The sequence below is a fragment of the Halobacillus sp. AWH4_228 genome (genome assembly GCF_056158365.1).
The window spans coordinates 236,673-257,235 of the sequence record NZ_JBSWTE010000001.1 but is presented as its reverse complement, the minus strand read 5'-3'; the positions used below and the strand labels follow the sequence as shown (position 1 = coordinate 257,235).

Genomic DNA, 20,563 nt, shown 5'->3' with positions numbered 1-20,563 from the left:
TTTTTATAAAAAAATATATAATACAAGCTCATTAGGAGGAGTGTTCGGAAATGAAATTTGTCATCCAGCGGGATCAGTTGATGGATAGTGTGCAGAATGTCATGAAAGCCATATCTTCAAGAACAACGATTCCAATCTTAACGGGAATGAAATTAGAAGCCACTTCAGAAGGAATTAAATTAACAGGCAGTGATTCAGATATCTCGATCGAATCTTTTATCCCTGCAGAAGAAGATGGCATCGTGTATGCAGAAGATATTGAACCAGGCAGCATTATTCTTCAGGCTAAATATTTTCCTGATATCGTAAGAAAGCTCCCGCAGAACACGGTGGAAATCACCAGCGATGAGTCGAGAAATGTCACGATCCGCTCAGGGAATGCAGAATTCCACTTGAACGGCCAGGACCCTGAAGAATATCCACAGCTTCCCCAGCTTCATACGGAGGACAGCTTTGAACTGCCGATTGATCTTTTGAAAAACCTGATCAGACAGACGGTATTTGCTGTATCCACTTCAGAAACGCGCCCGATTCTTACAGGGGTCCATGTGAAAATGGATGAAGGCAGCCTTGAGTTCATTGCAACCGACAGCCACCGCCTGGCGTCAAGGAAAGTCTCTCTTGACCAGCCTGAAGGAAAATCCCTGCCTGCGGTCGTCATTCCAGGAAAGAGTCTGACAGAATTGAATAAAATTCTTGACGATTCGGATGATAAAATTGAAATCAGCGTAACAGACAACCAGGTCCTTTTCCGTACGAAGCATTTATACTTCCTGTCCCGTCTGCTGGATGGAAACTATCCAGAAACATCCCGCTTGATTCCGGAGCAGAGTAAAACCGTCGTCAAGATCGATGCCAAGGATCTTCTTCAGTCCGTCGACCGTGCCTCTCTATTAGCAAAAGAGAACCGCAACAACGTCGTAAGACTTGTGACTAAAGAATCCAACCATCTTGAAATTACCGGGAACTCACCGGAAGTCGGAAATGTCGTGGAAGAAGTAACGGCGAATGATGTCGATGGGGAAGACTTGAAAATCTCTTTCAGTGCGAAATATATGATGGACGCTCTGAAAGCCGTCGACTATGATCAAGTGAAAGTCGAATTTACGGGTGCCATGCGTCCGTTCCTGATCCGTCCGGTTGATGATGATCAGATTCTTCAGCTGATTCTTCCCGTACGGACATACTAAAATATAAAACGTTGAATAAAAGAAGGTGCTCGATAACTTTCATAGGAGCACCTTCTTCTTTTTGTCCTCAAAAACAGGAGGAATCCGCAGAAAAAGCACCTGTGGAAAACCACAGGGAAGAAGAAATGAAGTTATCCACATTGGGGATATCCGGTTTAAACAACCGGCAGCAGAAGAGTTCGAGGGATTGGACTTTCCTTACACCTTTATCTTTAGTAAAATATAGAGATAGGTGAATTCATGAAATAGGGTGAAAATATATGAGCGAAGAAATTGGAATCAGCACAGAATACATCCCACTCGGGCAGTTTCTGAAATTAGCGAACGTTGTCGAATCTGGTGGAATGGTGAAAATTTTTCTGGCTGAATTTGAAGTGAATGTAAATGGTGAACCGGAAAACCGCAGAGGCCGGAAACTGTACGTGGGCGATACAGTGGAGATTGAGGAATTCGGCAGCTATACAGTTGTAAGCGAAGGGTAACCCCCTCCATCTATGTATATCCATGAGCTGTCCCTGCGTTCTTATCGTAATTACGAGCAGCTTTCATTGAGCTTCGACCATACAATCAATGTGATTATTGGTGAAAATGCCCAAGGAAAGACGAATTTGATGGAAGCCATCTATACGCTTGCCTTTACCCGGTCCCACCGGACGCCGCGGGACAAAGAATTGATACAGTGGGACCAGGAATATGGTAAAATAAAAGGGACGATCTATAAACGTAACCGCCGCTTTCCTCTGGAGATCATCATTTCCAACAAAGGGAAAAAAGCGAAGTTGAATCATATTGAGCAGAAGCGTCTCAGTGACTATATCGGCGCTTTGAATGTTGTCATGTTTGCACCTGAGGATTTGAATCTCGTCAAAGGGAGTCCTCAGGTGCGTCGTCGGTTTATTGACATGGAAATCGGCCAGATCCAGCCTGCCTATATCTATCATCTCGGGCAGTATCAAAAGATTTTGAAGCAGCGGAACCACCTGTTGAAGGATCTTCAGCGCAAACCGCAGGCGGACCGGACGATGCTCGGTATTTTGACCGAGCAGCTTGTGGAGCACGCCGTGACCATCATTGAACGACGCTTCAAGTTTCTCCAACTTCTCAGATCCTGGGCAGGTCCGATCCATGAAGGGATCAGCCGCAGCCTTGAACAGCTTGAAATTTCCTATGATGCAAGTGTGAAAGTATCAGAGGATATGAATTTGGAAACAATAAAGAAGACGTATATAGAGAAGTTCCAGGAAATCGAAACGAAGGAAGTCGAACGGGGGACCACTTTGGCAGGCCCTCACAGGGATGATCTGGTTTTCTACGTAAACGGAAAAGACGTCCAGACATACGGGTCGCAAGGTCAACAGCGGACGACAGCCTTATCTTTGAAACTCGCTGAAATTGAACTGATTCATAGTGAAGTAGGAGAATATCCGATTCTGCTGCTGGATGATGTTCTAAGCGAACTGGATGATTTCCGTCAGTCCCACCTGCTTCATACAATCCAGGGGAAAGTCCAGACGTTTGTATCGACTACGAGCATCGACGGGATTGAGCATGAAGCTTTGGAAGAAGCGGCCATTTTCCGTGTGAAAGAAGGAACGATCGAGATAGAGAAATGAGGTGTACCGCATGTTTATTCACATTGGGGATGATCATGTGATTCAGTCGAAGGATGTCGTGGCTATTATCGATCATAGTTTGATTTCCTCCTCATCCATCATCGAGGAAATGATCGTCAGCCAGCGGAAAAACAGACGCGTCATAGAATCACAGGAGCATCAGGCAAAAGCCATCGTCATTACCAGTGATGTTATTTATTTCAGTCCTCTTTCCGTGTACACGCTGAAAAAGCGGGCGAACATGATGACGACGCTGAACAAGCTCGAGGATTTTTCCGAAGAGCCAATGGAATAGATAGAGAGAACATTTGGTGTAAGAGATTACTGTCAAACCACTTGAGAAATGTAGGTGAGTACCATGAAGGAAGATATTATCGAAGAACAGCAGACCTATGATGAAAGTCAGATACAGGTGCTTGAAGGTCTGGAAGCTGTTCGGAAGCGTCCCGGCATGTACATTGGATCCACCAATGAAAAAGGGCTGCACCACCTCGTGTGGGAAATTGTCGATAACAGTATCGATGAAGCGATGGCCGGCCATTGTGACCACATCCAGGTCATGATTGAAAAAGACAACAGCATCACCGTTACGGATAACGGACGCGGGATTCCTGTCGGTATTCAGGAAAAAACCGGACGTCCGGCTGTCGAGGTTATTTTGACGGTTCTTCACGCCGGAGGTAAATTCGGCGGAGGCGGTTATAAAGTCTCCGGAGGACTTCACGGTGTTGGTGCTTCTGTCGTAAACGCCCTGTCTACAAAACTGGAAGTCTTCGTCCACCGTGATGGTCAGATCCACTACCAGTCCTACAAGCGCGGCGTACCGGAAGAAGACTTGAAAGTAGTCGGGGAGACCGATCAAACCGGTACCCGCATCCATTTCATCCCTGATGATGAAATCTTCCAGGAAACGCAGGAATACAAGTTTGAGGTCCTGGCCAACCGGCTGCGTGAGCTTGCCTTTTTGAACAAAGGCCTGACGATCACGATTGAAGATAAACGTACGGATGAAGATCCCGTCGATTACTACTACGAAGGAGGCATTCTTTCCTACGTTGAACATATGAACCGCACCCGTGAAGCGATTCATGATGCGTTCTTCATCGAAGGGGAGCAGGATGAAATCTCGATCGAAATCGCTATGCAGTACAATGACGGTTTCGCCAGCAATATTTATTCCTATGCCAACAACATTCATACGTATGAGGGCGGGACACACGAATCCGGATTTAAAACCGGACTGACCCGTGTCATCAATGATTACGCGAGAAAGAACAGTATGTTCAAGGAGACCGACCCGAACCTGACCGGTGATGACGTTCGTGAAGGTCTGACAGCGATTATTTCCATCAAGCACCCGGATCCCCAGTTTGAGGGGCAGACGAAGACGAAGCTCGGAAACAGTGAAGCCCGTACCGTTACCGATGCGCTGTTCTCGGAATCCTTCTCAAAGTTCCTGTTTGAAAACCCGACGATGGCGAAGACGATTGTCGAAAAGGGTCTGATGGCTTCCCGGGCCCGTATGGCTGCGAAGAAAGCTCGTGAACTGACACGTCGTAAAAACGCGCTGGAAGTCTCCAACCTGCCTGGTAAACTGGCGGACTGCTCCTCCAAGGATGCCAACATATCAGAACTGTATATTGTTGAGGGTGACTCCGCGGGTGGATCAGCCAAACAGGGAAGGGACCGTCATTTCCAGGCGATTCTTCCGCTGCGTGGTAAAATCATCAACGTGGAAAAAGCCCGCCTTGATAAAATCCTGTCCAACAATGAGGTCCGGGCCATTATTACAGCCCTCGGTACAGGAATCGGGGAAGAATTTGATATTTCCAAAGCCCGTTACCATAAAATCGTGATCATGACGGATGCTGATGTGGACGGCGCCCATATCCGGACGCTGCTTCTCACTTTCTTCTACCGTTACATGCGTCCACTGATCGAATCGGGCTACATTTACATTGCCCAGCCGCCTCTTTATAAAATCCAGCAGGGGAAAGCGGTGTACTACACGTACAGCGACAAACAGCTGGATGCGAAACTGGCGGAGCTGTCCAGTTCACCGAAACCAAGCGTCCAGCGTTATAAGGGTCTTGGAGAAATGAACCCGGAGCAGCTTTGGGAAACGACAATGGATCCGGAAACACGGACGATGCTACAGGTCAGCCTGGAAGATGCGATTGGAGCGGATGAAACGTTTGATATCCTGATGGGAGACAAAGTGGAACCGCGTCGTAACTTCATTCAGGAAAATGCGCAGTATGTTCAGAACCTTGATGTGTAAGAGATAGATCGGAGATGGAGCTTTTTTCATAAGGCTCCTCTCTTCCTTTAAGGCAACTAGGAGGTAAATAGAATGGTCGATCAACCCGAGCGCCCGCGCGTGCAGGAAATCAATATCAGCCAGGAGATGCGGACATCCTTCCTGGACTATGCGATGAGTGTTATCGTCGCCCGGGCTCTGCCTGATGTCAGAGACGGTTTGAAACCTGTACACCGCAGAATACTATATGCCATGCACGACCTCGGTATGCATGCAGACAAAGCTTACAAGAAATCCGCACGTATTGTCGGAGAGGTGATCGGTAAGTACCACCCTCACGGTGATTCTGCCGTTTACGATACGATGGTGCGGATGGCGCAGGACTTCAACTACCGCTATATGCTTGTCGACGGACACGGAAACTTCGGTTCTGTCGATGGCGATGCAGCGGCAGCGATGCGTTACACCGAAGCCCGGATGTCGAAGATCTCCATGGAGATTCTCCGGGATATCAACAAGGATACGATAGACTACAACGACAACTACGATGGCACGGAGCGGGAGCCGGAAGTGCTTCCAGCCAAATTCCCGAACCTTCTCGTCAACGGAGGATCAGGAATTGCCGTCGGTATGGCGACCAACATTCCGCCCCATCAGCTTGGGGAAGTGATCGACGCGGTGCTGGCGTTAAGTAAGGATCCGGAGATTACCATCCAGGAATTGATGGAGAACCATATTTACGGACCGGACTTCCCGACAGCTGGTAAAATTCTTGGTTTAAGCGGGATTCGTAAAGCGTACGAAACCGGAAAAGGCTCCCTGACCGTCCGCGCCCATGTGGAAATCGAAGAGCAGTCCAATGGTAAACCATTCCTGATTGTCACCGAGCTTCCTTATCAGGTGAACAAAGCCCGGCTCGTCGAAAAAATCGCCGACCTCGCCCGTGATAAGAAAGTGGACGGAATTACCGATCTTCGTGACGAATCAGATCGGAACGGCATGAGGATTGTCATTGAACTGCGCCGGGACGTCAACCCGAATGTACTGCTGAACAACCTGTACAAAATGACGGCCCTGCAGTCCACATTCGGCATTAACATGCTCGCCCTCGTCAACGGCCACCCGAGAGTGCTTAACTTGAAGCAGTGCCTGGAATATTATCTGGATCACCAGAAGGTCGTCATCCGGCGCCGTACAGAGTATGAGCTGAAAAAGGCCGAAGCCCGGGCCCACATCCTTGCTGGTTTACGAATTGCTCTTGATCATCTGGATGAAGTGATCGCGTTGATTCGTGAATCCCAGACGACGGAAATCGCCCGCACAGGCTTGATGGAACGCTTCAGCCTTTCAGAAAAGCAGGCCCAGGCGATTCTTGATATGCGTCTGCAGCGTCTGACTGGTCTTGAGCGCGAAAAGATCGAAGAAGAATACCAGGATATTATGAAGCTGATCGCTGAATTGAAAGCGATTCTTGCAGATGATGAGAAAGTATTGGAAATCATCCGCGGGGAACTGATGGATATTAAAGAGCGCTACAATGATGAGCGCCGCACAGAAATCGTGCTCGGCGGTACAGACTTCATTGAAGACGAAGACTTGATTCCTGAGGAGACGGTCATTGTGACTCTGACCCACCAGGGATACATCAAGCGTCTTCCGGCCAACACTTACCGCTCCCAGCGCCGCGGCGGACGCGGAGTGCAGGGCATGGGTACCCATGAAGAGGACTTTGTGGAGCATCTGCTTTCCACATCCACCCACAATACGCTGTTGTTCTTCTCGAACAAAGGGAAGGTCTATAAGGCGAAGGGCTATGAAGTACCGGAGTTCAGCCGTACAGCGAAAGGGATTCCGATCATCAACATGCTGAACGTGGAGCGTGATGAGTGGATCAACGCCGTGATTTCCGTCAACGAATTCGCTGATGACTGGTATCTCGTTTTCACAACGAAGAACGGGATTACTAAACGGACGACCCTTTCCCAGTTTGCCAACATCCGTAAAGGCGGTCTGATTGCCCTTGGACTGCGTGAGGATGATGAATTGATTTCCGTCCGCCTGACAGATGGAAACAAGGACATTATGATTGGAACGAAGAACGGGTACCTGATCCGCTTCAACGAAGATCAAATCCGTGCCATGGGCCGTACAGCAGCAGGAGTGAAGGGAATATCGCTCCGTGAGGACGATGATGTCGTATCCATGGAAATCGTTGATGATTCCCTGCAGGTGCTGACCGTGACAAGTAAAGGTTACGGCAAGCGTACACCGGCAGATGAATACCGCATCACCAACCGTGGTGGTAAAGGAATCATCACATGTAACCTGACGGATAAAAATGGCTATGTCGTCGCAACGAAAGCCATTAACGGTGAAGAGGATATCATGATCATCACCGAAAGCGGCGTCTTGATCCGTATGCCGATGGAAACCATCTCTGAAACCGGCCGGAACACACAAGGTGTCCGTCTCATCCGCCTCGGCGACGGGGAGGAAGTTGCAACGGTTGCACGAGTGGATTCCGAGAAGGAAGAAGAGGAAGCAGCAGAGCTGATGGACCCGGAGTCTCCGGAAGAGACGCCGATGGTCGAAGGTCAGCCGGAAACAACAGAAGATCCTTCAGATGAATCATAAAACACATGATCGTCGCCTGTCCCTTTGCGGCAGGCGGCTTTTTTTATACCTTATTGGAAGGGTGGAGGAAAATAATGAAAGTGGCTTCTGAAAAAGTGGAGACCGGCTGCCTGCTTATCAAGGATGTGATGGGGCGTACCCATCGACCGATCATCCCTAAAAATACGACATTAACCCCGGTTCATATTGATGTTTTGAAAAGCTTCCACATCGAGTACGTGGAGGTGGCCACCCGTAAAGTGGACGGCCGTCCATTTACAGCCGGGGAAGCGGGAGAGAAGAAAGGTTCTGCAGCTTCCTCTTTTTCCGGAAGGCAAACGAAGGCCGTTCTTTCCTTCCAGGATGAATACAGGGAAGCCGTCGAAGCGTGCAGGGAGTGGTTCCGTGCATGGCAGGGCGGGGCGCCTGTCGATATGGGAGCCGTCCGCAGCGTCATGGTCCCTCTATTGGAAAGAACGGCGTCTGCTTCCAAGGAAGTCTTTCACCTTCATCATCTAAGCACAAGCGAGGACTATATCTATCACCACAGCATAGCGACAGGCGTGATGGCCGGATATCTGGCCTCTAAACTTGGGTTCAATTACGGAGAGTGGATTCAGGTCGGCCTGGCCGGCGTGCTGTGCGATGCGGGAATGGCGAAAATCGATCAGCGTATCCTTCATAAGCAGGGTGCCCTGACGGAACGGGAATACGAACAGGTGAAAAATCATCCGACCTATTCCTACCGCGCCATTGAACGCATTCCGTCTCTGAGCAGTCAGGCAAAACTCGCCGTCCTCCAGCACCATGAGCGTCTCGATGGCACCGGCTATCCGCTTGGACTGACGAAGAAAAAGATTCATACGTTCAGCCAGATCATTGCTGTCTGCGATATGTTCCACGCGATGACGAGTGAGCGGATCTACCGTTCGAAGCAGTCCCCGTATAAAGTATTAGAGGAACTGCTGCATGAACATTTCGGCAGGTATGACCATAAAGTCATAGAAACGCTGAAAAAAGAAATCGCCAATTTCTCAACAGGCGTAAAAGTCCGCCTTTCGGATAAGCAGGAAGCGGAAGTTCTTTTTGCGGAAATGTCCCATCCGACCCGGCCGATGATCAAGCTGTTGGAAACCGGGGATATCATCCAGTTGAAGGAATATCTCCAGCTTCATATTGAAGAAGTGTACGATTGAATCAAAGACCGGCCTCTGTCATTGTATGGACAGGTGCCGGTCTTTTAACCATGTGCTGATCAATGCCGGCACCTGATCCATCGCGGTCTGCAGAAAATGAACGATAAAGACGTAATCCTCCCTGTCCCGCATCTGTTCCATCTCTCCCCACCAATCCCCTTCATAACGGACGAGCATACTGAGGTTGTAGAGAACGGCGAAATAGCTGAGCAGTTCCGGCCATGCCGTCCCTTCACGTTCCAGCTGACATTTTTTCAACGAGTAAAGCTCCTGCATAGCTGGTAAAGGACGGAGCAGTTCATCCATGGCTGCCTTTTCTTTCTCTGCGGAAAAATCGAACAGATGAAACGCGGCATGGGGAAACAGCCCGTGCGGCTGAATTCGGATCTCATCTTCAAGAAAACGGTATTGCTGTTTCTTTCTTTTCCTTGTTGATAGACCATGGGCAAGCACTTTGGCTGTAGCCGGATAGCCGGGATCCACCGTCAATAGACAAGCCTTCAAATAATGGTTCAGGCCGTAATATAAAAGGAGAGGCTGCACACTTAAGGGGGTGGAGGAAGCAGAACTGACATACTCTCCCCCGAGAGTGAGGCCGTACATGAACCGCTCCGCATTGTTGTAGGCATGGTGCTCCACTCTGGAATGCTTCCCATCCGTATAGCAGGCATGCAGAAATGGACGGGTGTGAGAAGTTACCTGCATGTACTGCAAAAAAGAATCCGGCCGTCTCATGATCGTTCTTCCCTCCTTCTTGATCCGCTGCTCCGCCTTCATTTTTATGGTTGAAAAAGGGCGGTCATTGTCGTATTGTAAATAACAATAAGAAATGGTAGCTTCCTGCTGTTCCACTTATTTTACCCACTTATACCCAGATTATTTTTAAGAAAAAGGAGAGGTCAAGCATGCGTGAAGACAAGTTTGCAAAAGAAGGATTAACGTTTGATGATGTACTGCTTTTACCTGCGAAATCTGATGTACTGCCCCGCGATGTATCCCTGAGGACGGAACTTTCCCCGACGCTCAAGCTGAACATGCCGATTATCAGTGCCGGTATGGACACTGTGACAGAAGCGGCGATGGCCATTGGAATGGCACGTCAGGGTGGTCTTGGTGTTATTCATAAGAACATGTCCATTGAAGAGCAGGCGGAACACGTCGACCGTGTCAAACGCTCCGAGAGCGGCGTCATCACGAATCCATTCTTTTTAACTCCCGAGCACCAGGTGTTTGATGCCGAGCATTTGATGGGCAAATTCAGGATTTCCGGTGTTCCGATTGTGAACAATGAAGAAGAGCAGAAGCTTGTCGGCATTTTGACAAACCGTGACCTCCGTTTTATTGAAGACTATTCCATTCAGATCCAGGAAGTGATGACGAGCGAAAACCTTGTCACAGCTCCTGTAGGGACAACACTCGATGAAGCTGAAAAGATTCTTCAGAAATATAAGATCGAGAAACTGCCGATGGTCGATAATCAGGGTATCCTGAAAGGTCTGATTACCATCAAGGATATCGAGAAAGTGATTGAATTCCCGCAGTCGGCCAAGGATGAGCAGGGACGCCTGTTGTGTGCAGCCGCTGTCGGTGTCACAGCCGATGCGATGACACGGATTGATAAGCTTGTCGAAGCGGGTGTGGACGCTCTTGTTGTCGATACAGCCCACGGCCACTCCCAGGGCGTCATCGCACAGGTGAAACGGATCCGCGACCGTCATCCGCACGTCAACATTATCGCTGGAAACGTGGCGACTCCTGATGCCACCCGCGAACTGATTGAAGCAGGAGCGGATGTGGTTAAAGTCGGTATCGGACCTGGATCCATCTGTACGACCCGTGTTGTCGCTGGTGTCGGCGTGCCGCAGATCACAGCGGTATATGACTGTGCGAGAGAAGCGGCGGAACTTGGTAAGCCGGTCATTGCCGACGGCGGTATTAAATATTCCGGTGACATCGTCAAAGCGCTTGCTGCCGGTGGACATGCGGTTATGCTCGGAAGCCTGCTTGCCGGAGTATCCGAAAGCCCTGGAGAAACAGAAATCTTCCAAGGACGCCGTTTCAAAGTGTACCGCGGTATGGGTTCCGTCGGTGCGATGGAGTCCGGCTCCAAGGACCGTTACTTCCAGAACGAATCGGAATCGAAAAAGCTTGTACCGGAAGGCATTGAAGGCCGTATGCCGTATAAAGGACCTCTGGCCGACAGCATCCACCAGCTGCTCGGCGGTCTTCGTTCTGGGATGGGGTACTGTGGAACACCGGACCTTGATTCTCTGAGGTCGGACAGCCAGTTCACACGCATCACAGGAGCAGGACTCAGAGAGAGCCATCCCCACGATGTCCAGATTACAAAAGAATCGCCGAACTACTCCGTTTGACCTAGATAGACAGGGACTATTCCCTGTCTATTCTTTTATATACGCATGTGATAAAATAACAGGGATGCATAATTAAAGGGTGGAGGTAGAGAAAGTGACACAAAGATTTAAAACATCTATCGCCTTAATCATGTCCTTGTTAATCGGGATTTTCGCTGTAAGTGCCAATCCCGGACATACATACGCAAGCGTAGATGTTGGGGCAAAATCAGCGATACTTGTAGATGCAGAAACCGGGAAAATTTTGTTTGAGAAAGAAGCGGATTTGACACTGCCGCCGGCCAGTATGACGAAGATGATGACGGAATATCTCGTCATGGAGGCTGTGGAAGAGGGGAAAATCAGCTGGGATCAGAAGACCCCTGTCAGTCAGTATGCTTTTGATATATCAGCCAATCCGGAATTCTCCGGTGTCGGCTTACGTTTAGATGAACAATACACGGTTCGTGAGCTTTATGAAGCGATGGCGATCAACTCGGATAACGCAACGACGATTGCGCTTGCTGAACTGGTAGCTGGAACCGAAGGCGAATTCGTCAAGATGATGAATGCCAAGGCAGAGGAAATGGGACTGCCGGATTATGAGTTTGTCAATGCCACCGGGTTGAACAATAACCATCTGGGGGACAACTATCCTGAAGGCACCGATCCGGATGCCACCAATATGATGTCGGCCAAATCGGCGGCCTTGCTGGCTTATCATTTGACGAACGACTATCCGGAAGCGTTGGAGGTTTCCAGCAAGCCTACATTGGAATTCGCCGATCAGACGGTGACCAACTGGAACTGGATGCTTCCTGGTATGCCGGGGCAGAACTTGAAGCAGTTTGAATACGAAGGTATGGACGGCTTGAAGACGGGTTATACAGAACTTGCCGGCAACACATTTACAGGTACAGCTGAGCGTGATGGCCAGCGGTTCATCTCTGTTGTGATGAAATCGGAAACACGTTCCTCCCGTTTCAATCAGACACGGACGCTTCTTGATTACGGATTCAACCAGTTTACAAGGCAGGAACTTCTGGCTGCCGGTGAAACAGTTGAGGATCAGAATTCTCTTTCTGTGACGAAAGGAAAAGAAGAGTCTGTTGCGATTGAGACGAGTGAAGCTTTGAGCACCCTTTTAAAGAGCGGCGAACAAGAACAATATGAGGTGGAGTTTGTCATCTCTGAAGATCAGCTCAACGAAGACGGCGAGCTTGTGGCGCCTGTTGAGAAAGGTCAGAAAGTCGGAACAGCCAAGCTTGTCTATACAGGGGACGAAAGCTACGGAAACCTTGTGAAGGAAGAAGGACAGACGGTTGATATCGTCACTTCAGAAGCGGTGGAGAAAGCCAACTGGTTCATGCTGATGCTTGGTGGAATCGGTGAATTCTTCAGTGATATTTTCACAGGGGCCGTCGATATGGTGAAAGGCTGGTTCTAACGGTAAAATCCCTATTTAATGAGTGGGAATTAAGGCTGAGATGCGATACAATAGAGAGTAAGAATCTATGATTCAAAAATAAATGCTTGAACGATATAGCTGTTAGGGAGGAAATTAACATGTCACAAACAGGTACTGATCGCGTAAAACGTGGAATGGCTGAAATGCAGAAAGGCGGCGTCATCATGGACGTTGTCAATGCAGAGCAGGCGAAGATTGCAGAAGAAGCAGGTGCGGTGGCGGTTATGGCCCTTGAGCGTGTTCCAGCCGACATCCGTGCGGCCGGCGGCGTAGCTCGTATGGCTGACCCGACAATTGTTGAAGAAGTGATGAATGCTGTATCCATCCCTGTCATGGCCAAAGCACGTATCGGCCATATTGCAGAAGCCCGTGTCCTTGAAGCGATGGGTGTCGACTACATCGATGAAAGTGAAGTACTGACTCCGGCTGATGAGATCTACCATATCAAAAAAGATGATTACACGGTTCCATTCGTCTGCGGATGCCGTAACATCGGTGAAGCTACACGCCGTATCCGTGAAGGCGCCTCTATGCTTCGTACAAAAGGTGAGCCGGGAACAGGAAACATCGTGGAAGCTGTCCGTCATATGCGTCAGATCCAATCAGAAATCCGTCACCTTCAAAGCCTTGCAGAAGACGAAGTGATGGTCTTTGCCAAGGAAAACGGTGCACCATTCGACCTTCTTATGGAAATTCGTGAAGAAGGCCGCCTTCCTGTCGTCAACTTCGCTGCAGGCGGAATTGCGACACCAGCTGATGCTGCGCTTATGATGCAGCTTGGTGCGGACGGCGTATTCGTCGGTTCCGGCATCTTCAAGTCCAACAACCCTGCTCAGTTTGCCCGTGCGATTGTAGAAGCTACCACTCACTACGACGATTACAAACTGATCGGTGAATTGTCCAAAGGACTCGGCACAGCGATGAAAGGCATGGAAATGTCCACGCTTACTCCTGATCAGCGTATGCAGGAGCGCAGTCAGTAAGAAAAGGAGAATGCAGCATGACTACTATCGGTGTATTAGGTCTGCAGGGAGCTTTTCGAGAGCACATCCGCTCCGTAGAAGCCTCTGGTGCCACCGGCGTTGTTGTTAAGAGAAAAGAACAGCTGGAGGACATTGACGGACTGATTATTCCCGGCGGTGAAAGCACAGCGATCCGCCGCTTGATTGATAAGTATGACTTCCTTGAACCGATCCGTGAATTCGGAAAGCAGGGGAAGCCGATCTTCGGTACGTGTGCAGGGTTGATCCTGCTTGCCTCTGAAATTGACGGCTCGTATGATGTCCATCTCGGACTCATGGATATCAAAGTCCGACGTAATGCATTCGGCAGACAAAGGGAAAGCTTTGAAGCCGACCTGAATATCGACGGAGTCGCCGATCAGTTTACAGCTGTGTTCATTCGAGCTCCTTATATCGAGGGAGTAGGAGAAGAGACGAAGGTACTGGCCCGCTATGATGGTCATATTGTGGCTGCCCAGCAGGACCATTACCTCGCCTGTTCCTTCCACCCTGAACTGACAGATGACCACCGGTTAGTTTTACATTTTGTAAAAATGGTGGAGCAATCCCGAAAAAGCCTTGCAATGTAAGGTGAATTCAGCTAATCTAAGATCACCAAATAAGAATGAACGCGATGACAGGACATAGTAGCATGTTCCTCTTCCTCCAGAGAGTCAGTGGCTGGTGAAAACTGACGGAAGAGCCATGTGAATCCATCCTTGAGTGTCCGGCTGATAACGCTGGACCGGCCCCTCACCGTTATGAGTCGAGCCGGAAGGTCATGAACCTTCAACCTGGGTGGTATCGCGGGAAGCATAAACAAAGCTCTCGTCCCTTATATGGGACGGGAGTTTTTTTATATGAAAAAAAGGAGGACATACACATGTTGGATATGAAATTTTTACGTCAGAACTTTGATGAAGTGAAAGCAAAGCTGGAGAAGCGGGGCGAAGATCTCTCTGATTTAGATGCCTTTGGTGAACTCGACAGCCGGCGCCGTGAGCTGATTCAGGAGACTGAGGAGCTGAAGGCGCGCCGGAATGACGTTTCCAAGGAAATCTCCCAGCTGAAGAAAAACAAAGAGGACGCCGATGACAAGATTAAGGAAATGCGTGAAGTCGGCGACCGTATCAAAACGCTCGACACGGAGCTGAAGGAAGTGGAAGAGAAGCTGGAAACGCTCCTCTTATCCATTCCGAACATCCCTCATGAAAGCGTACCTGTCGGAGAGGATGAAGAGGATAACATCGAAGCCCGCCGCTCTGGAGAAACGCCTGTCTTTGATTTTGAAGCGAAACCCCACTGGGATATCGCCACAGACCTTGGTATTCTCGACTTTGAACGCGCAGGAAAAGTAACCGGCAGCCGGTTTGTCTTCTATAAAGGCATCGGTGCCCGCCTGGAGCGTGCGCTGCTGAACTTCATGATGGACCTGCATGCCGATGATCACGGCTATCAGGAAATGCTTCCGCCACAGATGGTCAACCGTACATCTATGACAGGAACGGGCCAGCTGCCGAAATTCGAAGAAGACGCCTTTAAGATTGAAGACTGGGATTACTTCCTTGTCCCGACCGCAGAGGTGCCTGTGACGAACTACTACAGGGAAGAGATTCTGTCCAGCGAGGACCTGCCGCAGAAATTTGTCGCCTTCAGCACCAACTTCCGCTCTGAAGCCGGCTCTGCCGGACGTGACACGCGCGGACTCATCCGTCAGCACCAGTTCAACAAAGTCGAACTTGTCCAGCTGGCAAAACCTGAGGAATCCTACGATGTGCTTGAGGAATTGACCGGGCATGCTGAAAAGGTCCTTCAGCTGTTGAAGCTTCCCTACCGCGTCATGAGCATGTGTACCGGTGATCTTGGATTTACAGCCGCCAAGAAATACGACATCGAAGTGTGGATCCCGAGTCAGGAAACCTACCGGGAAATCAGCTCCTGCTCCAACTTCGAGGATTTCCAGGCGCGTCGTGCCGGGATCCGTTTCCGCCGTGAAGAAAAAGGACGCCCGGAATTTGTCCACACGCTGAACGGTTCCGGCCTTGCGATCGGCCGTACCGTCGCCGCTATTCTTGAGAATTATCAGCAGGCGGACGGTACCGTCGTTGTACCGGAAGTCCTCCGCCCATATATGGGTGGAAAAGAAGTCATCCGATAAAACAGCAGAAGAGCGGCGGGAGTGCCTCCACGCCGCTCTTTATTATAGGGAGACACAGGTTTGACTGCAGCGCCGGGGCTTTGTATAATTACGAGGTGGCATCATCCGGATCCTTTCGACAAATTTTTATAAAAAATTTACGGAGAGTGTTGACGGTCACTACAGGCCATGATAATATATTACTTGTCGGTCACACGGAGGAGTACCCAAGTTTGGCTGAAGGGAGCGGTCTTGAAAACCGCCAGGGGGTTTACGCCCCGCGGGGGTTCGAATCCCTCCTCCTCCGCCATTTTATTTATAACAATCGCGCATAAATATTGGAGATTTATAGAACAGAAATCGTTACTACGTGTAACGATTTTTTTTTTGCCCAAATGATGCTGATATAAAAAAACACCCTGCCTGGATCAGGCAGAGTGCTGATGTTTATAGAGAATGCCCCCGGCAGGATTCGAACCTGCGGCACACGGTTTAGGAAACCGATGCTCTATCCCCTGAGCTACGGGGGCCTGAGAAGCGTACGAGTCATATTATACTAAAGAATCCAGAGATTGCAAAGGAATCCTTTTGATGAAAATGCATCTCCGCCTGTTACTTCCGACAGGTGGATATGATAAAATGATACCTGTCTGTCAAAAAGGATCGTTTTTTGTAGTCGAAAAAGAACAAGGGTAGGCCGCTGAACGGCTGATCCCGCTTGAATAGAGTTTGAAGGAGGAACAGCGATGGGAGATCTACCTTTCATTTCCGTTGAAGGGCCCATTGGGGTTGGGAAAACGTCTCTGTCTAAAAAGCTCGCCTCCCAGTTTGATTTTCACTTGTTGAAGGAAATCGTTGAGGAGAACCCGTTTTTAGGCAAGTTTTATGACAATATTGAAGAATGGAGCTTCCAGACGGAAATGTTTTTCCTTTGCAATCGTTTCAAGCAGCTGGAAGACATTGAACGTAAATATCTGCAAGCTGGCAAGCCTGTTGTAGCGGATTATCATATTTCAAAAAATATGATTTTCGCCCGTCGAACCCTTAGAGAAGAACAATTTGATAAATACGCACAGATTTTTGATATATTAACACATGATATGCCTAAACCGAATATGGTCGTCTATCTTCATGCAAGCCTTGATACATTGATGGACCGCATCCGTATGCGGAACCGTGATGTGGAGGCCAATATTCAGCCCGCTTATCTTGAACAGCTTTCCCAGGATTATGAGGATTTCATGAGCCATTTTGAAGCCTCGCATCCGGACATTCCTGTGATCCGCCTCAATGGAGATCATTTGGATTTCGTAAAGCATCAGGACGATTTAAACTACATTGTTGCTCAAGTTGAACAGCATTTAAATAAAGGAGAAGTTATCAAATGAATGCACGTGAACGCTACGGTATTCCACATGATAGTGTGATCACGATTGCCGGTACCGTCGGTGTCGGAAAATCTACGATGACGAATGCGATTGCGGATGCTCTCAAATTCCGGACATCTTTTGAAAAAGTGGAGACCAATCCGTATCTTGATAAATTTTACCAGGATTTTGAACGCTGGAGTTTTCACCTGCAGATTTATTTCCTGGCTGAACGCTTTAAGGAGCAGAAGAAAATCTTCGAATACGGGGGCGGATTCATCCAGGACCGTTCCATTTATGAGGATACCGGCATCTTTGCCCGGATGCACTATGAAAAAGGGACGATGTCAGGAACGGATTATGAAACGTATCGTAATCTGTTCGATGCCATGGTCATGACGCCCTATTTCCCTCATCCTGACCTTCTCATTTATCTGGAAGGTTCCTTCGATGATGTTCTCGGCCGTATTAAAGAGCGTGGACGTCCGATGGAACAGGAAACACCTGTCGAATACTGGGAGGAAATGTTCAACCGTTATGACAACTGGATCGACAATTTCAATTCCTGCCCTGTGCTGCGCCTGAACATTGCGGACTATGATGTCCTCAATGATGAAAACAGCATTGAGCCGGTTCTTGAAAAAATCGGTCACTTTATCCAGCAGTCCCGTAAATGGCGTTCCAGCCGTCTGCTTACGTAATATGGGTATAAATGAAGAAACCGGTACGATGATCACCGCTGATCATCGTACCGGTTTTTTTATGGTTTTTTTAAATAGTCATGGATCATTTTCCGGTGGCTGCCGACCATGGAAGCAGGAAGCTTATCGGGCGGCGTAAACTTAAACTGGAGCGACTCTCTCGGGTCCATGCGGTAATCACCGGAGTATGTGTCCGTATCATAGGCCGTTGTGACAACGTAAAACTCATCGCCATTATCAGCCCGGATAAATTGGTCCGCCCCGGAGTACACATTGAATAGGTTCAGCTTGTCGACCGTCAACCCCGTTTCCTCCCGCACTTCCCGTTTGGCTGTTTCTTCCGTGCTTTCCCCGAGTTCCATCAATCCTCCGGGCAGCCCCCAGACGCCGTGCGGGGACGTTCGCTGCTGCAGGAGGATGCGCCCCTGGTCATCCACGATAACGACGACAGCCCCGACGAAGATCAACGGCCGGTGACCGACAAGCGCCCTTAAATCTTCTACATATCCCATATGGCTGTTCTCCTTTCGAAGCGTTAATCAGCGAGTCCTGTTGTTTCCTTTACATAGGTGCCTTCTTCAAGTGCGTGAAGCAGAAAATGGGCCACATCCCCTCTGGAAATGCTTCGGCCCTCCTGCGGCACGGTTTCGGACGTCCGGTAATTCCCTGTGACAGGTCCATCCAGGAGGCGCATCGGACGGGCAATCGTATAATCCATATCCGCTGCTATGATTGCATTGACCGCCCGGCGGTGATCGTGCAGGACGTTTCTTAAAATTATCCGGCTCATCCACCCGGTCAGTCCGGGAATTTCATTGTACAGCCCGGCAGAGGCGACGTAGAGAAGCCGCTTGATGTTATGCTGCGCGGAAGCGGTCAGGATGTTTTCCGTCATAGTGGTCAGGGTGCTGCGGTCTTTCAACGATTCTGAACCGAGACAGGAGACAATGGCCTCCTGTCCGAGGACGGCCTGGCGAACATCCTCCTCATTCCTTGCGTCCCCTTGTACCCTATTCAGTCGTTCATGATTTATGCGGAGCTTTTCGGGATCCCTCAGAAAAGCGGTAACGTCATGGCCGGATTCCAGAGCTTGTTCGACAAAGGCCTTTCCTGTTCCACCGGTAGAACCAAAAACAACAATTTTCATGATCTCACCTCATTGATTTATTTTAGAAACGCCCATTCAGGAAGAATGATGCCTGAAAAAATTGATTTTCCGTCTGCTCCATGTCTGCAGCCAGTATACAGCACTGAATCCGAGTGCGATAATTGTAAGCACCCAAAGGAGAGCTTCCTCCATCCGTCCGGATTCGACGGCAAAGTAGATGGCAAGAGGAATGGTGTCGGTTTCTCCCGGAATATAGCCGGCCACCATCAACGTCGCTCCGAATTCTCCGAGAGATCGGGCGAATGTCATGACAAGGCCGGCGAGCAGTCCCGGCCAGGCCAGCGGCAGCGCGATCGTGAAGAATACCTTTGCTCTGGAAGCACCAAGATTATGAGCCGCATTTTCCAGCTGTGTATCATAGTTTTGAAAAGCAGCCGCCGCACTTTGATACATCAGCGGGAAGGAGACGACGGCGGAAGCGATGACAGCTCCTGTCCAGCTGAACACCACCTGCAGGTCAAACCAGTGCATCAATAACCGCCCAGCCCAGCCATTCCTGCCGAACGCATATAGAAGACAAAAGCCAATGACGGTCGGCGGGAGGACAAGAGGCAGGAGAAATAATGATTCCAGTAAACTTTTCCCGGGAAATATTTTCCGGGAAATCAATCGTGCTGCAAGCGTCCCGGATATGAAAACGATCATGGTGGCGATGGCTGCTACTTTTAGGGAGAGCAGGAGAGGACTGATGCTCATCATTCGTTCGTTTCATCCCCTGCAGCGGTAAAACCATAGTTTTCTAAGGTTTTACCGGCCGCTTCTGTAGACAGGAAGGTTATAAAGTCAGAGGCGGCCTCCTCAGCCCGGCTTTTTGTAATGACGGCGGCAGGATAAATGATCGATTCATGTAAAGACGGGTCGACTTCTGCGGTGACGTGTACCTTGTCCGATGTGAAGGCATCACTGGCATAGACGACACCATAGTCCGCGTCGCCGGATTCTACATAAGTGAGCACCTGCCGGACATCTCCGGCAAAGACCATGTCATCTTCCATCTGATCCCAAAGGTGAATCGTTTCCAACGCCTGTTTCGTATATGTACCAGCAGGGACGCTGTCCGGGTTACCGATGGCTGTCGTTTGATCTTCCGCTGCCTTTTTCAATGCGTCCAGGGAGCCGGCCGCTGCGTGTTCCTGATGACTGATAACGACGAGCCGGTTTTCCGCAAAGGTTTCCATCTGCGCATCATCCGTGTATCCACGTTCTTTTAAGTAGGTCGTCCATCGGGTATCGGCAGATAGAAAAACGTCGACAGGAGCCCCCTGCTCAATCTGACGTGCCAACTTACCGGAACTTCCTAATAATAAGGTCACATCGACGTTGTAGGCCTCTTCATAGGATGGAACGATTTCCTCCATAGCATCTGTCAAACTGGCCGCAGCAGCTATGGTCACGGTCGGTTTTTCACTGGCACTCGCGCATCCGGCTGAAAAGAAGAGAAGGATTACGGAAGCAGCCCATATGCTTTTTTTCATAAACAGCCTCCTTTCGGCCT

19 protein-coding genes, 2 tRNA genes and 1 other annotated feature are annotated in these 20,563 nt (G+C 49.4%); of the genes, 15 read left to right on the top strand and 6 right to left on the bottom strand.

Annotated features, from left to right (window positions below; all coding sequences use genetic code 11):
- Positions 1-50 precede the first annotated feature (50 nt).
- From dnaN to ACXADP_RS01390, 7 genes are all read left to right on the top strand, one after another.
- Positions 51-1,190: a DNA polymerase III subunit beta gene (gene dnaN / locus ACXADP_RS01420; protein ID WP_474970158.1), complete on the top strand. Its 1,140-nt coding sequence runs from the start codon at positions 51-53 to the stop codon at positions 1,188-1,190.
- 260 nt (positions 1,191-1,450) lie between these two features.
- On the top strand, positions 1,451-1,672 hold the full coding sequence (yaaA, locus tag ACXADP_RS01415; RefSeq protein WP_027955857.1) for a S4 domain-containing protein YaaA: 222 nt from the start codon (positions 1,451-1,453) through the stop codon (positions 1,670-1,672).
- Positions 1,673-1,684: 12 nt separating this feature from the next.
- Entirely contained in the window at positions 1,685-2,803 is a 1,119-nt protein-coding gene (gene recF / locus ACXADP_RS01410; RefSeq protein ID WP_027955856.1) for a DNA replication/repair protein RecF, read from the top strand.
- Positions 2,804-2,813: 10 nt separating this feature from the next.
- Complete coding sequence (gene remB, locus ACXADP_RS01405; RefSeq protein ID WP_027955855.1) at positions 2,814-3,098, top strand: extracellular matrix regulator RemB; 285 nt, start codon at positions 2,814-2,816, stop codon at positions 3,096-3,098.
- A gap of 63 nt (positions 3,099-3,161) precedes the next feature.
- Positions 3,162-5,084, top strand: a complete 1,923-nt coding sequence (gyrB, locus tag ACXADP_RS01400; RefSeq protein ID WP_474970159.1) for a DNA topoisomerase (ATP-hydrolyzing) subunit B — start codon at positions 3,162-3,164, stop codon at positions 5,082-5,084.
- A gap of 72 nt (positions 5,085-5,156) precedes the next feature.
- On the top strand, positions 5,157-7,697 hold the full coding sequence (gyrA, locus tag ACXADP_RS01395; protein ID WP_474970632.1) for a DNA gyrase subunit A: 2,541 nt from the start codon (positions 5,157-5,159) through the stop codon (positions 7,695-7,697).
- Positions 7,698-7,771: 74 nt separating this feature from the next.
- A complete protein-coding gene (locus ACXADP_RS01390) occupies positions 7,772-8,872 on the top strand; it encodes an HD-GYP domain-containing protein (RefSeq protein ID WP_474970631.1) in 1,101 nt (366 codons plus the stop codon).
- A gap of 18 nt (positions 8,873-8,890) precedes the next feature.
- Here ACXADP_RS01390 and ACXADP_RS01385 read toward each other — a convergent pair whose 3' ends face one another.
- Positions 8,891-9,724, bottom strand: a complete 834-nt coding sequence (locus ACXADP_RS01385) for a YaaC family protein (RefSeq protein WP_474970630.1) — start codon at positions 9,722-9,724, stop codon at positions 8,891-8,893.
- Positions 9,725-9,777: 53 nt separating this feature from the next.
- Here ACXADP_RS01385 and guaB point away from each other — a divergent pair, with 53 nt between their 5' ends.
- The 6 genes from guaB to ACXADP_RS01355 all read left to right on the top strand — a co-directional run bounded on the left by guaB (position 9,778) and on the right by ACXADP_RS01355 (position 16,142).
- Positions 9,778-11,247 (top strand): IMP dehydrogenase, encoded by a 1,470-nt coding sequence (gene guaB, locus ACXADP_RS01380; RefSeq protein ID WP_206934994.1) that lies wholly within the window; start codon positions 9,778-9,780, stop codon positions 11,245-11,247.
- A 94-nt stretch (positions 11,248-11,341) separates the two neighbouring features.
- Complete coding sequence (locus ACXADP_RS01375; RefSeq protein ID WP_474970629.1) at positions 11,342-12,673, top strand: serine hydrolase; 1,332 nt, start codon at positions 11,342-11,344, stop codon at positions 12,671-12,673.
- A 119-nt stretch (positions 12,674-12,792) separates the two neighbouring features.
- Entirely contained in the window at positions 12,793-13,677 is an 885-nt protein-coding gene (gene pdxS, locus ACXADP_RS01370) for a pyridoxal 5'-phosphate synthase lyase subunit PdxS (protein WP_027955848.1), read from the top strand.
- Positions 13,678-13,694: 17 nt separating this feature from the next.
- Positions 13,695-14,285 carry a pyridoxal 5'-phosphate synthase glutaminase subunit PdxT gene (pdxT, locus tag ACXADP_RS01365; RefSeq protein WP_474970164.1) on the top strand — a complete coding sequence of 197 codons (591 nt, stop codon included), beginning with the start codon at positions 13,695-13,697 and terminating at the stop codon, positions 14,283-14,285.
- Between the two features lie 35 nt (positions 14,286-14,320).
- Positions 14,321-14,534: a binding site (T-box leader), on the top strand.
- 44 nt (positions 14,535-14,578) lie between these two features.
- Positions 14,579-15,853, top strand: a complete 1,275-nt coding sequence (gene serS / locus ACXADP_RS01360) for a serine--tRNA ligase (RefSeq protein WP_474970165.1) — start codon at positions 14,579-14,581, stop codon at positions 15,851-15,853.
- A 196-nt stretch (positions 15,854-16,049) separates the two neighbouring features.
- Positions 16,050-16,142 (top strand) — tRNA-Ser (locus ACXADP_RS01355).
- Between the two features lie 147 nt (positions 16,143-16,289).
- Here ACXADP_RS01355 and ACXADP_RS01350 read toward each other — a convergent pair.
- A tRNA-Arg gene (locus tag ACXADP_RS01350) sits at positions 16,290-16,362 on the bottom strand.
- A gap of 216 nt (positions 16,363-16,578) precedes the next feature.
- Between ACXADP_RS01350 and ACXADP_RS01345 the strand changes: the two genes are divergently transcribed.
- Positions 16,579-17,220, top strand: coding sequence for a deoxynucleoside kinase (locus ACXADP_RS01345; protein WP_027955845.1), 642 nt, complete (start codon positions 16,579-16,581; stop codon positions 17,218-17,220).
- Positions 17,217-17,900: a deoxynucleoside kinase gene (locus ACXADP_RS01340; protein WP_027955844.1), complete on the top strand. Its 684-nt coding sequence runs from the start codon at positions 17,217-17,219 to the stop codon at positions 17,898-17,900. The genes ACXADP_RS01345 and ACXADP_RS01340 overlap by 4 nt, the downstream gene beginning before the upstream one ends.
- Before the next feature lie 59 nt (positions 17,901-17,959).
- On the opposite strand, the gene ACXADP_RS01335 is transcribed toward ACXADP_RS01340, so the two are convergent.
- The 4 genes from ACXADP_RS01335 to modA are packed head-to-tail and all read right to left on the bottom strand — an operon-like array spanning position 17,960 to position 20,543.
- On the bottom strand, positions 17,960-18,412 hold the full coding sequence (locus ACXADP_RS01335; protein ID WP_474970628.1) for an NUDIX hydrolase: 453 nt from the start codon (positions 18,410-18,412) through the stop codon (positions 17,960-17,962).
- 23 nt (positions 18,413-18,435) lie between these two features.
- A complete protein-coding gene (locus tag ACXADP_RS01330; protein WP_474970168.1) occupies positions 18,436-19,047 on the bottom strand; it encodes an NAD(P)-dependent oxidoreductase in 612 nt (203 codons plus the stop codon).
- Positions 19,048-19,083: 36 nt separating this feature from the next.
- The gene (modB, locus tag ACXADP_RS01325) at positions 19,084-19,764 is read right to left on the bottom strand and encodes a molybdate ABC transporter permease subunit (RefSeq protein ID WP_474970461.1); all 681 of its coding nucleotides are present in this window, start codon (positions 19,762-19,764) and stop codon (positions 19,084-19,086) included.
- A complete protein-coding gene (modA, locus tag ACXADP_RS01320; protein ID WP_474970169.1) occupies positions 19,764-20,543 on the bottom strand; it encodes a molybdate ABC transporter substrate-binding protein in 780 nt (259 codons plus the stop codon). The genes modB and modA overlap by 1 nt, the downstream gene beginning before the upstream one ends.
- Between the last annotated feature and the right edge of the window lie 20 nt (positions 20,544-20,563).

Excerpts from the sequence above, each read along its gene's own strand:
- dnaN (WP_474970158.1), top strand. The coding sequence starts at position 51 with ATGAAATTTGTCATCCAGCGGGATCAGTTGATGGATAGTGTGCAGAAT.
- yaaA (WP_027955857.1), top strand. The coding sequence starts at position 1,451 with ATGAGCGAAGAAATTGGAATCAGCACAGAATACATCCCACTCGGGCAG.
- recF (WP_027955856.1), top strand. The coding sequence starts at position 1,685 with ATGTATATCCATGAGCTGTCCCTGCGTTCTTATCGTAATTACGAGCAG.
- remB (WP_027955855.1), top strand. The coding sequence starts at position 2,814 with ATGTTTATTCACATTGGGGATGATCATGTGATTCAGTCGAAGGATGTC.
- gyrB (WP_474970159.1), top strand. The coding sequence starts at position 3,162 with ATGAAGGAAGATATTATCGAAGAACAGCAGACCTATGATGAAAGTCAG.
- gyrA (WP_474970632.1), top strand. The coding sequence starts at position 5,157 with ATGGTCGATCAACCCGAGCGCCCGCGCGTGCAGGAAATCAATATCAGC.
- ACXADP_RS01390 (WP_474970631.1), top strand. The coding sequence starts at position 7,772 with ATGAAAGTGGCTTCTGAAAAAGTGGAGACCGGCTGCCTGCTTATCAAG.
- guaB (WP_206934994.1), top strand. The coding sequence starts at position 9,778 with ATGCGTGAAGACAAGTTTGCAAAAGAAGGATTAACGTTTGATGATGTA.
- pdxS (WP_027955848.1), top strand. The coding sequence starts at position 12,793 with ATGTCACAAACAGGTACTGATCGCGTAAAACGTGGAATGGCTGAAATG.
- pdxT (WP_474970164.1), top strand. The coding sequence starts at position 13,695 with ATGACTACTATCGGTGTATTAGGTCTGCAGGGAGCTTTTCGAGAGCAC.
- serS (WP_474970165.1), top strand. The coding sequence starts at position 14,579 with ATGTTGGATATGAAATTTTTACGTCAGAACTTTGATGAAGTGAAAGCA.
- ACXADP_RS01345 (WP_027955845.1), top strand. The coding sequence starts at position 16,579 with ATGGGAGATCTACCTTTCATTTCCGTTGAAGGGCCCATTGGGGTTGGG.
- ACXADP_RS01340 (WP_027955844.1), top strand. The coding sequence starts at position 17,217 with ATGAATGCACGTGAACGCTACGGTATTCCACATGATAGTGTGATCACG.
- ACXADP_RS01335 (WP_474970628.1), bottom strand. The coding sequence starts at position 18,412 with ATGGGATATGTAGAAGATTTAAGGGCGCTTGTCGGTCACCGGCCGTTG.
- ACXADP_RS01330 (WP_474970168.1), bottom strand. The coding sequence starts at position 19,047 with ATGAAAATTGTTGTTTTTGGTTCTACCGGTGGAACAGGAAAGGCCTTT.
- modB (WP_474970461.1), bottom strand. The coding sequence starts at position 19,764 with ATGAGCATCAGTCCTCTCCTGCTCTCCCTAAAAGTAGCAGCCATCGCC.
- modA (WP_474970169.1), bottom strand. The coding sequence starts at position 20,543 with ATGAAAAAAAGCATATGGGCTGCTTCCGTAATCCTTCTCTTCTTTTCA.